The organism is Bradyrhizobium sp. 172, assembly GCF_023101065.1.
Taxonomy (GTDB): Bacteria; Pseudomonadota; Alphaproteobacteria; order Rhizobiales; family Xanthobacteraceae; genus Bradyrhizobium; species Bradyrhizobium canariense_D.
On the sequence record NZ_CP064701.1, the window covers coordinates 5,525,575 to 5,538,346 of the forward strand.

Here is a 12,772-nt window from a genome sequence, read left to right on the forward strand (position 1 = left end):
AACTGTTGCACCAAACTCAGCTTCGTGCAACAAATGTTTCATGGCCGAGCCTGCGAAATCCTCGCCACTGAGCGAACTGCGCATTGCATTGCCATCGCTTCCGATGCGGTTGCAGGAGGTCGGGCGTTTCGTTGCAGCCAACGATTACGACGCCACCACGCGTTCGATGCGCGATCTCGCAGCGGTTGCCGGCGCCGATCCCGCCGCGTTCACGCGGCTTGCCAAGGCGATCGGCTATTCGGGTTGGGATGAATTGCGCGCGGCGTTGACGGAGGCGCGGCGGCCCTCGCAGCTAGCGCCTTTCTCCGGCCGCGCCAAGGGCCGCCGCCACGGCCCGAACGCCGATGTCGCGCTCATCACCGACAAGCTGGAGGCCGAGGCCGCCGGCCTTCCGCGCATCCCGGCCCGGCCGATCGCGGAGGCGGCGCGCGCACTCCACCACGCCAAGCGGATCTGGATCACCGGCTACCGAAGCTGCCGCAGCGTCGCGGAATTGCTGAACTACGAGCTCCGGCTGTTTCGTCCCGAACAGGTGCAGCTCGTCGGCGCGTCCGGCCCCGACGATCTCGATATGGGCGCGTTCCGGCCCGGCGAGGCCGTCATCGTCATCGGCTTCATGCCCTACACCCACGCGAGCGTCCGGGTCGCGCAGGCCGCCTATCGCGCCGGCGCGGCCCTGATCGCGATCGCCGATAGCCCATCGGCGCCGATGGCTGAAGGTGCCGACCACGTGCTGCTGTTCGAGGCGGCCTCCTCTCCCGGCTTTTTCCCGAGCCTCACCGGCGCCATCGCGATCGCGCAATCGCTCGCCGCCGTGACGTTTTCGCTCGGCGGCACGGCCGCGAAAAAGCGCCTGGAGAATACCGAGGCCCGGCTGGCCGCGGCTTCAACTTACGTATCAGAGAAAGGTTGACCCATGGCCGCCCGCACCAGCCGCGTGCTGCATCGCTCGCTGCGCGAAACGCCGCCCAAGGCAATCGGCGGCGAAGGCGTCTATCTCTTTGCCGAGGACGGACGCCGCGTGATCGACGCCTCCGGCGGCGCGGCGGTCTCTTGCCTCGGCCACCAGCATCCACGCGTGATCGCAGCGATCACGAAGCAGGCTTCGACCCTCGCTTATGCCCACACAGCCTTCTTCTCGTCGGAGCCGGCGGAGGCGCTTGCCGAGACGCTGGTCGGCCACGAGCCCGGTGGCCTCGCCTACGCCTATTTCGTCAGCGGCGGATCGGAAGCGATCGAGGCCAGCATCAAGCTCGCGCGGCAATTTTTCATCGAACGCGGCGAGCCGCAGCGGCAGCATTTCATCGCTCGGCGCCAGAGCTATCACGGCAACACGCTTGGCGCACTGGCCGCCGGCGGCAATGCCTGGCGGCGTGCGCCCTATGCGCCGCTGCTCTCCGACGCCTTCAGCCATGTGACCCCGGCCTTCGCCTATCACGAGAAGCACGATGGTGAATCGGACGCGCAGTTCGTGGCGCGGCTCGCCGCCGAACTCGAAGCCGAGTTTCAGCGGCTTGGCCCCGACACCGTCGCCGCGTTCCTCGCAGAGCCCGTCGTCGGCGCCACCGCAGGTGCCGTCACGGCGCCGGACGGCTACTTCAGGGCGGTGCGCGAGATCTGCGACCGACACGGCGCGCTGCTCATTCTCGACGAGGTCATGAGCGGCATGGGCCGCACCGGCACCACGCACGCCTGGGAGCAGGAAGGCGTGGCACCCGACATCCAGGCGATCGCCAAGGGTCTCGGCGGCGGCTACCAGCCGATCGGTGCAATGCTCGCGAGCGGCAGGATCATCGACACAATCCGCTCAGGTTCGGGCGCCTTCCTGCACGGCCACACGTATCTGGCGCACCCTCTCGCTTGCGCCGCCGCGCTCGCGGTGCAGGACGTGATCCGCGAGGACGGCCTGCTCGACCGGGTCAAGCAGCGCGGCAAGCAGCTCGAGCAGCGGCTCACCGAGCGCTTCGGCAATCACCGCCATATCGGCGACATCAGGGGCCGCGGCCTGTTCTGGGCGATCGAGCTCGTCGCCGATCGCGCCAGCCGAACCTCGTTTGATCCCGCGCTGAAGCTGAATCAGAAGATCAAGGCGGAGGCCTTCGCCAACGGCCTCGGCTGCTATCCCGGCGGCGGCACCGCAGACGGCATCCGTGGCGACCACGTGCTGCTGGCGCCGCCCTATATCACCTCCGCGGAGGAGATCGATCTGATCGTCGACAAGCTCGGCACGGCCGTCGACAGCGTATTGCGTCGTGTCAATCACTGAGGGGAGAAAAGCATGATGAGGAAAGTGGTTATCATAGCCGGCGTGCTCGCGGCGTCGACGGTGGTGGCGTCGGCGGCAACGCTCGACACGGTGAAGAGCCGCGGCACGCTGATATGCGGCGTCAGCGCCGGTTTCGCCGGCTTCTCCGCACCGGATTCGCAAGGCAACTACAAGGGTCTCGACGTCGATTATTGCCGCGCGCTCGCCGCCGGCGTGCTCGGCGATGCCATCAAGGTGCGTTACGTCTCGCTGACCGCGCAGAACCGCTTCACCGCGCTCCAGTCCGGCGAGATCGACGTGCTCTACCGCAACTCGACGCAGACCTATCTGCGCGGTGTCACGCTGGGCCTGCGGCAAGGTCCAATCAACTTCTACGACGGTCAGGGCTTTGTCGTGAAGAAAGACCTCGGCGTGAAGGAGATCAAGGACCTCAAGGGCGCCACCGTCTGCGTCGCGCAGGGTACCACGCATGAGGTCACGCTCGGCGATTACGGCCGCGCCAACGGCATCGATTGGAAGCCGTTGGTGTTCGACCGCGTCGACACCATGTACCAGACCTTCTTCGGCGGCCGCTGCGATGCCATGACCCAGGACGCTTCCGCGCTTGCTGGCGCCGTGACGACCGCGGCGCCGAACGCGGCCGACTACGTCGTGCTGCCGCAGACCATCAGCAAGGAGCCGCTCGGCCCCTTCACCCGCAATGGCGACGAGGTCTGGAGCGACATCATCACCTGGCTGCACTACGGCTTGATCGAGGCCGAAGAGCTCGGCGTCACACAGGGCAATGTCGATGAGATGGCGAAGTCGCAGACGCCCGCGATCCAACGCCTGCTCGGTGCCTCCGGCGATCTCGGCTCGCGGCTCGGGCTCGACAACAAATGGCTGGTCACGGCCATCAAGGCCACCGGCAATTACGGCGAGATCTACGAGCGCAATGTCGGCAAGGCGAGCCCGCTCAAGCTCGAGCGCGGCCTCAACGGTCTCTGGAGCAAAGGCGGCTTGATGTACGCGGTGCCGTTTAAGTAAACGTTTTGCGTGTCCCGGACGCGTTGCGTCCGGGGCTCGCGACCTTCCATCAGGTAACGTTCAATGACGAAGTCTCCTCGCATCGCGCTGATCCACGCCCTCAAGCATTCCATCGCCCCGATCGAAGCTGCGTTCGCGAAGGTGTGGCCGGAAGCGCGGCTGATGAACCTGCTCGACGACAGCCTGTCGTCGGATCTGGCGCGTGACGGCAAGCTCAACGATGCCATGACCGAACGCTTTCTTGCGCTCGGCCACTACGCCGCGGCGACAGGCGCGGACGCGATCCTGTTCACCTGCTCGGCCTTCGGTTCCTGCATCGAGGCGGTTGCGCGCGCACATGCGCCGATGCCGGTGCTCAAGCCGAACGAAGCCATGATCGAGCGCGCGATGACGATGGGCCGGCGGATCGGCCTGCTCTCGACCTTCCCGCCGACGCTGGCTTCGATGCCGCCGGAATTTCCGGCCTCCGTCCAGATCGTGCCGAAACTCGCCGAAGGCGTGCTGGCCGCGCTCGACCGTGGCGACCGCGCTACGCATGACCGGCTGATCGTGGAAGCCGCACGCGATTTGCGCGATTGCGACGTCGTCGCGCTCGCGCAGTTCAGCATCGCGGCAACCGCGCCTCTCGTGGCAGAAGCCACCGGCCGCCCTGTCGTGACCACGCCCGACAGCGCCGTCGAGAAGCTGATGAAGCTGTTGGCGGCGAGGGCTTAAGCGCCAGCCTGTTTCCGGCGCCGCGCGCCTTTGATCGCCGCCGCAAGCGCGGCCTTGGTTTCACTGACAAAATCCTCGACCAGGTCTTCGCGCGTGGCATGGGCCGCCTCGCCGGTGAACAGTCCCTGCTCAGCCAGCATCACCACGCCGTGCACCGCCGCCCAGATCTTGAGCGCCTGCCGCTCGCGCAGATAATCAACGGCCGGGGCTTCCAATGCGTCGACCACGAGCGCAAAGGTTTCGCGGGTCGCTTCGTGCAGCTCGCTGCCTTTCGCCGCACACGACACCGTGCGCGAGGCGAACATCAAGCGGTAGATGCCATTGCGGCGTAAGCCGAAATCCAGCGTCGCCTGCGCCAGCAGCGACAGCTTCGACCGCTTCGACGGCTTTGCCATCGCCGCCCGCAATATCCCGTTGAGCTGCCGGAACGCCTCCGCCGTCACCGCCGCAAGCAGCGCCTCGCGATCGGCGAAATGCCGGTAGGGCGCCGGCTGCGAAACACCCAGCTGCTTTGCCAGCGCCTTGATGCTGATCGCCTCCGTCCCGCCCTGCTCGGCTTCGCGCAGCGCGGCCTTGATCAAGGCGTCGCGGAGATCGCCGTGGTGGTAGGTATTCTCGGGCTTGCGGGCAAGTTGTGAACGCATGTTGCGCAGAGCCTATAAGTTTGCGCTTGACAGGGGAAGCCTGCCGCGAATGTAATAGCCTATAACTTGAACAAAAACTCAAATGGGAGCGCGCGCCGCCTTCGGGCCGGAGTGCACACCATCGAGGAAGCCGCCATGACAGAGCGACTGAGGGTTCACGTTGATCCCGACAAATGCCAGGGGCACGCGCGCTGCAAGGCGCTGGCGCCGGAGCTGTTCGAGCTGGACGAATACGGCAACGCCCACGAAGCCGGCGACGGCACGGTCCCGCCCGGCCTCGAAGACAAGGCCTGGCTCGCCAAGTCCAATTGCCCGGAAATCGCGATCGACGTGATCGAGGAGTAGCGCGCCCGCTTCTGCCCGCGTGCCTTCCGCGACCACGAGCCCCCAAGGGATTTCGAGGGATTTCGAGATGTCCGACATCAGCCAGCCCACCGCCCATCCGCCCGTGACCGACTGGGTCCATGATTTCGACCACACCGATCCGCAATGGACGGAAGATCCCTTCCCGATTTGGGACGAGCTGCGCGCCGCAAGCCCGGTCGTGCATACCGAACGCTTCCTCGGCTGCTACATGCCGACGACCTATGAGGCAGTGCGCGAGATCGCCAACGACAGCGAGCATTTCTCCTCACGTCGCATCATCGTCCGCGACGTTCGCCCGGAGATCACCAGCAGAAACTCCGCCCCGCCGATCACGTCCGATCCGCCGGTGCACAAGCCAGCCAAGCAATTGCTGCTGCCGCCGTTCACGCCGGACGCGATGAAGAAGCTGGAGCCGCGGGTGCGCGCGATCTGCAACGAGTTGATCGACGGTTTCATCACCGAAGGCCGACTGGACGCGGCAGAGCGCTACACCAAGCACATTCCGGTTCGCGCGATCGCACACATGCTCGGCATCCCCGAGACGGACAGCGATCTCTTCATCCGATGGATCCACATGATCCTGGAACTTGGCATCAAGGACGAAAACACGTTGCTCCAGGCGGTGCACGAGATGAGCGCCTATTTCAGCGCCCATATCGAAGCGCGCAAGAACAAGCCAACCGACGACCTCATCTCCTACCTGATGAATGCCAGGGACAAGGACGGCAATCCGCTCGAGGATTCGCATGTGCTGGGCTCGCTGCGCCTGCTCCTGATCGCCGGCATCGACACTACCTGGAGCGCGATCGGCTCCTCGCTCTGGCACCTTGCCCGGACGCCCGCCGACCGCGAGCGCCTGGTTGCCGAGCCCGAGCTGATCCCGACCGCGGTGGAGGAGCTGCTGCGCGCCTATTCGCCGGTGACGATGGCGCGCGAAGTGGTCAAGGAGACCACGATTTCGGGCTGCCCGGTTAAGGCAGGCAACATGGTGCTGCTGTCCTTCCCGGCCGCCAACCGGGATCCGAAAATGTTTCCGGATGCTGACAAGGTCGTAATTGACCGCCGCGAGAACCGCCACGCCGCCTTCGGCCTCGGCATCCACCGCTGCGTCGGCTCGAACCTTGCGCGCATGGAGATGCAGGTTGCGCTGGAGGAATGGCTGAAGCGCATTCCGGACTTCGCCCTCGATCCGGCAGGCACGGTGACCTGGTCCCAAGGAACCGTCAGAGGCCCCCGCCAGTTGCCATTTTTGCTTGGAAAGGCAATGTAGACCTCTCCAAACAGTGATACGGAGAGGCCGGACTTGCACCGCCACGAGTAGCCGATGGCCGAAGACAACGAGCCGCCCGACAGCAAGCTGACGCGCACCAAGGAAAAATGGGCGCGCGAGGGCCGCTTTTTGACAGGCAAGATCACGCGCCCGGAAGATCAGCGCCTGCCGCCCGGTCAGCATCTGACAAAGGACTGGCCGGTGCTCGATCTCGGAGTCGTACCGCCGATTTCGCGCGAGCACTGGCGGCTCGACGTCTACGGCGCGATCGAGAACCCCGTGTTCTGGACCTTTGCCGAGTTCGCCGCCCAGAAGCAGGCGCAGTTCATCTCCGACATCCACTGCGTCACCACCTGGTCGCGCTACGACAATGAGTGGGAGGGGCTCGCCACGCGCGAGCTGCTCGCGGCCTGCCAGCCGCACCCGGACGCGCGCTTCGTCGTGTTGCATTCCCATGATGGCTACACCACCAACCTCGCGCTGGACGACTTTGCCGCCGAGGACGCATTGCTCGCCCATAGCTGGTCCGGTGAGCCATTGTCGGCCGAACATGGCGGCCCGGTACGGCTGGTCGTGCCGCATCTGTATTTCTGGAAGAGCGCCAAATGGGTTCAGTCGATCGAATTCCTGACCGAGGACGCGCCGGGCTTCTGGGAAGTCCGTGGCTACCATAACCGCGGCGATCCCTGGGCAGAGCAACGCTATTCGGGCGACTAGGTTCAGCAAGGAACGGGGGAAACCCATGCCGACAGAGCGCTTTCAATTCACCGGCGAAGGCGGCCATCAGCTTTCGGCCGCGCTGGAGCTACCCGACGGCGAGCCCGGGGCCTTCGCGCTGTTCGCGCATTGCTTCACCTGCGGCAAGGACACGCTGGCCGCCAAACGCATCTCGGTCGCGCTGGCCGCCAAGGGCATCGCGGTGCTGCGCTTCGACTTCACCGGGCTCGGCTCCAGCGAGGGGGATTTTGCCAATTCGACGTTTTCCTCCAACGTTGCCGATCTCGTGCGCGCCGCCGATCATCTGCGTAGCGTCCGCAAGGCGCCGTCGATTCTGATCGGTCACAGCCTCGGCGGCGCCGCGATCCTTGCGGCAGCAGAACGAATCCCGGAAGCCAAGGCGGTTGTGACCATTGCGGCACCATCCGATCCCGCCCACGTCACCGGCCTTTTCAAAGAGCATCTCGGCGACATTCGCACGCAAGGTGAGGTCGAAGTCTCGCTTGCGGGACGCCCGTTCCGGATCAAGCGCGAATTCCTCGACGACGTCGCCGAGCACGAGCTGATGAAAGACGTCGCCGGCCTGCATAAGGCGCTGTTGGTGATGCATTCTCCGGTCGACGATACCGTCGGTATCGACAATGCGACGAAGCTCTTCGTCTCCGCCAGGCATCCCAAGAGCTTCGTCTCGCTCGACCATGCCGATCATCTCCTGACCAAGCCGGCCGACGCGCTCTATGCAGCCGACGTGATCGCGGCCTGGGCGAGCCGGTACATCGACGCGGCCAAACCTGCGAAGGCGATGGATCTCCCCGAGGCGCCGCGCCGGGTCGTGGTGCAGGAGACCCGCAAGAGCAAGTTCAACCAGACCATCTCCGTCGGTCCGCATCAGCTCGTCGCGGACGAGCCGGTCGCCGCCGGCGGCGAGGATGCCGGCCCTGGTCCTTACGATCTCCTGCTCGCTGGCCTCGGGGCCTGTACCTCGATGACCATGCGCCTCTATGCCAACCGCAAGTCGTTGCCGCTCGATCGTGTCACCGTCTCACTGAAGCATTCCAAGATCTATGCAAAAGACTGCGCGGAATGCGAGACGCGCGATGGCATGCTCGACCAGATCGAGCGCGACATCGCGATGGACGGCGCGCTCGATTCCGAGCAGCGCAAGAAATTGATGGAGATCGCCGACAAGTGCCCGGTGCACCGGACGCTGACGTCGGAAATCCGCATCGTGACCAAGGCCGAGGATTAGCGCGACTGCGCTAGAAGCACGACGCCATTGTTCGCACCGCCGCGGTGATCTCGCTCTCGCGCCAGGCCGCGAAGCCGAGCAGCAGGCCGTGGTCGCGCGGCCTGCCCAGTGCCAAGCCGGACAGGGCACGCGTTTCAACGCCCGCTTCGACCAGCCGCTTGACCGCCACCTGATCAGCGCGACCGCGCTTGAGACGCGCGACGAGCTGAATGCCACCGGGGGGCACTTCGGCAGAGAGCACATCGCCCAAATGGCGCTCCAATCCCTCCACGAGGTGATCGCGGCGGGCGTGATAGATCCGGCGCACCCGGCGCAGATGCGCCAGGAAATGCCCGTCGGCAATGAACTCGGCCAGCGCCTCCTGGATGTGGCTCGCGGCGATCAGTCCGATGTGCCGCTGTACGATCTCGAGAGTACCGACCATGGCCGGCGGTACGACGAGGTAGCCAAGCCGGATATCCGAGGTCATGACCTTGGAGAACGTGCCGACATAGAACACGCGGCCGTGGGCATCGAGTCCCTGCAAGGCCGGCACCGGCCGGCTATCATAGTGGAATTCGCCGTCGTAATCGTCCTCCACGATCCAGGTCTTGCCGGGCCTGCTCAGGCCAAGAAACTCCCTGCGGCGCGAGAGCGACATCAGGCGGCCGGTCGGGTGCTGATGCGACGGCGTCATGAAGATCAAGGTCGGGGCCGCCAAGCCACGAATCCGCTGCATGCCCTGCTCGTCCAAACTCATCCCGATCACGCGCGCACCGGATGCGCGGAAGGCGGCCGCGGCGCCGGGATAGCCGGCATCCTCGACCCAGACATCGTCGCCGGGGGTGATGACGGCGGCCGCGATCAAAGTCAGCGCAGCCTGCGCGCTCGGCAGAATCAGGATCTGATCCGCCGTCGCGCGCACGCCCCTGCTGGTCGCAAGATAATGCGCCAGTGCCTCGCGCAGGCGCGGCCGATTGACCGGTCCGAGCTCGCGCCTCGCCGCGCGCACAGCGCTGCGGCGCAGGCAGCGCGCCCAGACCTCGTTGGGAAACTCCCTGAAATCGCCATGTCCGGGACGCAAGGGTCTCAGTCGCGCCTGATAAGACATCGGCCAGTCGGTCTGCGTGAGGCTCGACGCCCAGGGCGAAAGCCGCGGCTTGCCAGGGCGTATGCGAGATGCGACGGCGCCAGCCTCTGTGACGCGCTCGCCGCCGTCGACCGCAACCATCGGACGGCGGCCGTGCGAGGCTTCGAGATATCCCTCGGCGGCGAGTTGCTCGAACGCATAGCTGACGGTGTTGCGCGAGACGCCGAGATCGCTCGCAAGCCCACGGCTCGACGGCAGCGTGCGGCCTTTGACGAGACGCCCGGTCGCGATCAAGCTTCGGAGCTGGCTCGTCAGTTGAGCCACCGGCCCCTCGTCGTCGGCCCGGTTCAGGTCGATCAGGGCGGAGATCATGCTGTCCGGAACTGGCACCCTATTCCTTTCCGATCTGGCACTGTTTCAGGTGCCAGACGAGATGCTATCCGCTGGACTGGACTGCTTCAAGGACCTCCGAAATGAACTCCCTATCCCCCCGCGCAGCCGTTGGCCTGTTTCTCATCGTCGTGCTGGCTTGGGGCATAAACTGGTCGGTGACGAAGCAACTCGTCCAATTCCTTCCACCACTGTGGGCTTCAGCGATCCGGAGTTGGATCGCGCTGGCTGGATTGTTCGTGATTCTCGGGCTCAGCAACAATCTGATGATTCCGGAGCGTCGCGACATCCCGGTGGTCCTGAGCGTTGCACTGCTGCACATGACCGTGTTCTCGGTCCTGGTTGCGGCCGGTGTGCGCTTCCTACCCGCGAGCAAGGCCGTTGTGCTCGGCTACACCACGCCACTCTGGGTCGCGATCGCCGCGCCGCTGCTCGGGAAGGACACTTTGACGGCGCCGAAGCTCGCCGGCGCGCTGCTGGGCCTGATCGGCCTGATCGTCATCCTGAACCCGGCCTCGATCGACTGGACCAACACCAATGTCGTGCTCGGCGCCGGCATGGTGATCCTGGCCGCGATCTCATGGGCCGCGAACATTATCTATATCCGCGCCCATCGCTGGATTGCCTCGCCGCTCCAGCTTCTGATCTGGCAAGTGCTCGTGGCAACCATCGTGCTATCGGTGAGCGCGACCATCGCGGATGGCCTGCCGCATGTGGAGTGGTCGTGGAGACTCGTTTTGCTGTTCCTGTATTCCGGGCTGATCGGGACGGTGCTCGCCTATTGGGCGATGTCGATGGTGAATAAGAGCATCTCGGCCCTGACGACCTCGCTCGGCACCACCGCAACGCCGCTCGTCGGCATCGCCAGCGCCGCGATCCTGCTGGGCGAGCCGATCGACATGAGTCTGGTGATAGCGGCCGCGCTGATCATCACCGGCATCGGGCTCGCAACGCTCGGCGATCGCCTGCTGCGTGGTCAGGCTACCGCGAAGGGCTGAACGCGCAGCATCCCGCGCAATCCCGCCGTCGTGCCGAGCAGGATGCCGGCGACGGCGACGAATGAGCCGAGCGCGAGCGTCGACACGCCGGTGAGCCCTTGGCCGATCGAACAGCCGAACGCCATCACGCCGCCGATGCCCATCAGTGCGGCGCCAGCCGCCGATCGCAGCATATGGCGTGGCGAGGAATAGCCTTCGAGATGGAAACGGCCCGTCGCAAGCGCGGTGACCAGACTGCCGGCGAAGACACCTGCAACCGTCGCGATGCCGAAATTCAGCGTCAGGCCCGTCGAGAGCATGGCATATTGCAGGCTGTCCGCGATCGGCGCGACGAAGGTAAGCGAGGTCACGGGGACGGGGTTGAAATCATCCGCGCCGAGATAGCCGGTGACGAACCAGCCGCCGGCGACGAGGAGACCGACGACGACACCGGCTGCAATCTGGCCGGGCGAACGTCGGAACGCTGGGTGCGCGAAAGCAAACAGGATCAGCGTGACGACAACGACAGCAGCAGCCATTGCGCGCGAAAGCGCTTCAGCCGGACCGAACATGGCGAACAATGACGGCAGCGAATTCACGTTGACCGTGGTTTGCGAGGCCTGGACCACGGCGATGCGCGCCGGCGCGATCAGGCCCTTGAGCGTCATCTGCGCGGCGATGGCGAGCACGACCACCACGACGAAGGAGCGGAGATTGCCACGACCGAGCAGCACCAGCGCGCGCGAACCGCAGCCGTTGGACAGTACCATGCCGTATCCGAACAGAAGTCCGCCGAGAAACAGCACCGGCGTCGAGAAGGACTGTTGCAGGTAAATCGACTTGCCGAGATTGACCATGCCGGTGCCGGCGAGGAACTGGCTCGCTGTGGTCGCAACCGCGATCGCCAGCGCATAGGTTCGGACCAACCGCCCATCCCCCTCCGACAACCAGCCGCGCATGCTGCTCATCAGGCAGAAGCCGCTGAGCAGGCCGACAGCGCCGTAGACCAGGCCGACGACGAGGCCGGCGAGGATGATGAGTTGGGGAGACGAATCCATGATCAAGGTTTCAGGATCACGCGATCCCGCGAGGAGCCTGCAACGGCGACATAGGCCTCCTTCGCGCGTTCGAGCGGATAGACGGCGTTCGCCTTGATCGGAAACGGTTTCAGGTGCCCGCTCGCGAAGCCCGGGCCGAGGTCACGCAGCACAGCGCCTGTCGCGATCGACGACAGGCCGAGCGTGTCGATGCCGACATAGGTGTGTTGCCCGCGGTAGAATTCGAGAATGTTGAACTGCACGATGCGGTCGATGGCGGCGATCAGGATCTGGCGGCCGCGAAGCGCGAGCGACTTGTGCGCCGCCTGGAAATAGGGATCGCCGACCGTGTTGAAGACGATGTCGGCGCCTTTGCCATCGGTCAACTCGCGCACGCGTGTGGCGACGTCGGTCGCGGAAGCGTCGATCACCTCGATGGATGCATTGGTGTGGCCCTCATAAGGTTCCGCCTTGCGCACCACGCCGATGATACGCGCGCCCTGCCAGGTCGCGATCTGCACCGCCGCCTGACCGACCTTGCCGTTGACGCCGAACACCAGCACCGTTTCCCCGGGCTTTGGAATACCGGCGCGGCGAAAACCCTCCATGGCGGTGACAAAGGGCACGCCGATGCCGGCGGCCTCCTCCCAGGACACGGTCTTCGGCTTCTCCACCACCGCGTCGGATTCAACGACGAGATGGCTGGCGTGAGTGCCGTCGCGGCGGATGCCGAGATCGCCGGAGGAGCCGAACACCTCGCGGCCCATCGTACCGGCCGGCCCGTCGATCACCACTCCGGCGTAATCGCGCCCCGGCGTGCGCGGGAAGATGGCATAGGCCATTAGCCCAGTCGCGGCCTTGACGTCGGACGGATTGACGGCGGCGGCCTTGACCTCGATCAGGAGATCGTTCGGACCGCGCGCGAGCGTATGAGGCTCGACGCGAGGTGCAATCCCAGCGGCGTTCTCGGCCTTGGCATTGAGGCGGACGCAGCGCGCCTCGACGGCTTTGGGATCGGCTGACGACATGGAAAAGATCCGCGATTTC

Annotated in this window: 13 protein-coding genes; 9 read left to right on the plus strand and 4 right to left on the minus strand. The window is 65.4% G+C overall.

Going from position 1 to position 12,772, the window contains the following annotated elements; all coding sequences use genetic code 11:
* Positions 1 to 40: 40 nt before the first annotated feature.
* The 4 genes from IVB07_RS26610 to IVB07_RS26625 all read left to right on the plus strand — a co-directional run bounded on the left by IVB07_RS26610 (position 41) and on the right by IVB07_RS26625 (position 4,006).
* A complete protein-coding gene (locus IVB07_RS26610; RefSeq protein ID WP_204510624.1) occupies positions 41 to 913 on the plus strand; it encodes an SIS domain-containing protein in 873 nt (290 codons plus the stop codon).
* A gap of 3 nt (positions 914 to 916) precedes the next feature.
* Positions 917 to 2,266, plus strand: coding sequence for an aspartate aminotransferase family protein (locus IVB07_RS26615; protein ID WP_247363472.1), 1,350 nt, complete (start codon positions 917 to 919; stop codon positions 2,264 to 2,266).
* Positions 2,267 to 2,278: 12 nt separating this feature from the next.
* Positions 2,279 to 3,292: an amino acid ABC transporter substrate-binding protein gene (locus tag IVB07_RS26620; protein WP_247368203.1), complete on the plus strand. Its 1,014-nt coding sequence runs from the start codon at positions 2,279 to 2,281 to the stop codon at positions 3,290 to 3,292.
* Between the two features lie 63 nt (positions 3,293 to 3,355).
* Entirely contained in the window at positions 3,356 to 4,006 is a 651-nt protein-coding gene (locus IVB07_RS26625; protein WP_247766762.1) for an aspartate/glutamate racemase family protein, read from the plus strand.
* Here the strand turns inward: IVB07_RS26625 and IVB07_RS26630 are convergent.
* The gene (locus tag IVB07_RS26630) at positions 4,003 to 4,650 is read right to left on the minus strand and encodes a TetR/AcrR family transcriptional regulator (RefSeq protein ID WP_018457006.1); all 648 of its coding nucleotides are present in this window, start codon (positions 4,648 to 4,650) and stop codon (positions 4,003 to 4,005) included. The two genes, IVB07_RS26625 and IVB07_RS26630, sit on opposite strands and share 4 nt — an antisense overlap.
* Before the next feature lie 135 nt (positions 4,651 to 4,785).
* Here IVB07_RS26630 and IVB07_RS26635 point away from each other — a divergent pair, with 135 nt between their 5' ends.
* The 4 genes from IVB07_RS26635 (at position 4,786) to IVB07_RS26650 (ending at position 8,252) form a co-directional block, all read left to right on the plus strand.
* A complete protein-coding gene (locus IVB07_RS26635) occupies positions 4,786 to 4,995 on the plus strand; it encodes a ferredoxin (protein WP_007607931.1) in 210 nt (69 codons plus the stop codon).
* 67 nt (positions 4,996 to 5,062) lie between these two features.
* On the plus strand, positions 5,063 to 6,286 hold the full coding sequence (locus IVB07_RS26640) for a cytochrome P450 (protein ID WP_018457008.1): 1,224 nt from the start codon (positions 5,063 to 5,065) through the stop codon (positions 6,284 to 6,286).
* A gap of 54 nt (positions 6,287 to 6,340) precedes the next feature.
* Positions 6,341 to 7,003: a sulfite oxidase-like oxidoreductase gene (locus IVB07_RS26645; protein ID WP_247363474.1), complete on the plus strand. Its 663-nt coding sequence runs from the start codon at positions 6,341 to 6,343 to the stop codon at positions 7,001 to 7,003.
* 25 nt (positions 7,004 to 7,028) lie between these two features.
* Entirely contained in the window at positions 7,029 to 8,252 is a 1,224-nt protein-coding gene (locus IVB07_RS26650) for a bifunctional alpha/beta hydrolase/OsmC family protein (RefSeq protein WP_247363475.1), read from the plus strand.
* A 10-nt stretch (positions 8,253 to 8,262) separates the two neighbouring features.
* Here the strand turns inward: IVB07_RS26650 and IVB07_RS26655 are convergent, their stop codons facing one another.
* Positions 8,263 to 9,693 carry a PLP-dependent aminotransferase family protein gene (locus IVB07_RS26655; RefSeq protein WP_247767810.1) on the minus strand — a complete coding sequence of 477 codons (1,431 nt, stop codon included), beginning with the start codon at positions 9,691 to 9,693 and terminating at the stop codon, positions 8,263 to 8,265.
* Positions 9,694 to 9,794: 101 nt separating this feature from the next.
* Here IVB07_RS26655 and IVB07_RS26660 point away from each other — a divergent pair, with 101 nt between their 5' ends.
* Positions 9,795 to 10,709 carry a DMT family transporter gene (locus IVB07_RS26660; protein WP_247363476.1) on the plus strand — a complete coding sequence of 305 codons (915 nt, stop codon included), beginning with the start codon at positions 9,795 to 9,797 and terminating at the stop codon, positions 10,707 to 10,709.
* Here the strand turns inward: IVB07_RS26660 and IVB07_RS26665 are convergent.
* Together IVB07_RS26665 and IVB07_RS26670 are read right to left on the minus strand one after the other, a co-directional pair.
* Positions 10,688 to 11,746 carry a YeeE/YedE family protein gene (locus IVB07_RS26665; protein WP_247363477.1) on the minus strand — a complete coding sequence of 353 codons (1,059 nt, stop codon included), beginning with the start codon at positions 11,744 to 11,746 and terminating at the stop codon, positions 10,688 to 10,690. The genes IVB07_RS26660 and IVB07_RS26665 overlap by 22 nt on opposite strands.
* A gap of 2 nt (positions 11,747 to 11,748) precedes the next feature.
* Positions 11,749 to 12,753 carry a zinc-binding alcohol dehydrogenase family protein gene (locus tag IVB07_RS26670; RefSeq protein ID WP_247363478.1) on the minus strand — a complete coding sequence of 335 codons (1,005 nt, stop codon included), beginning with the start codon at positions 12,751 to 12,753 and terminating at the stop codon, positions 11,749 to 11,751.
* Positions 12,754 to 12,772: the final 19 nt, after the last annotated feature.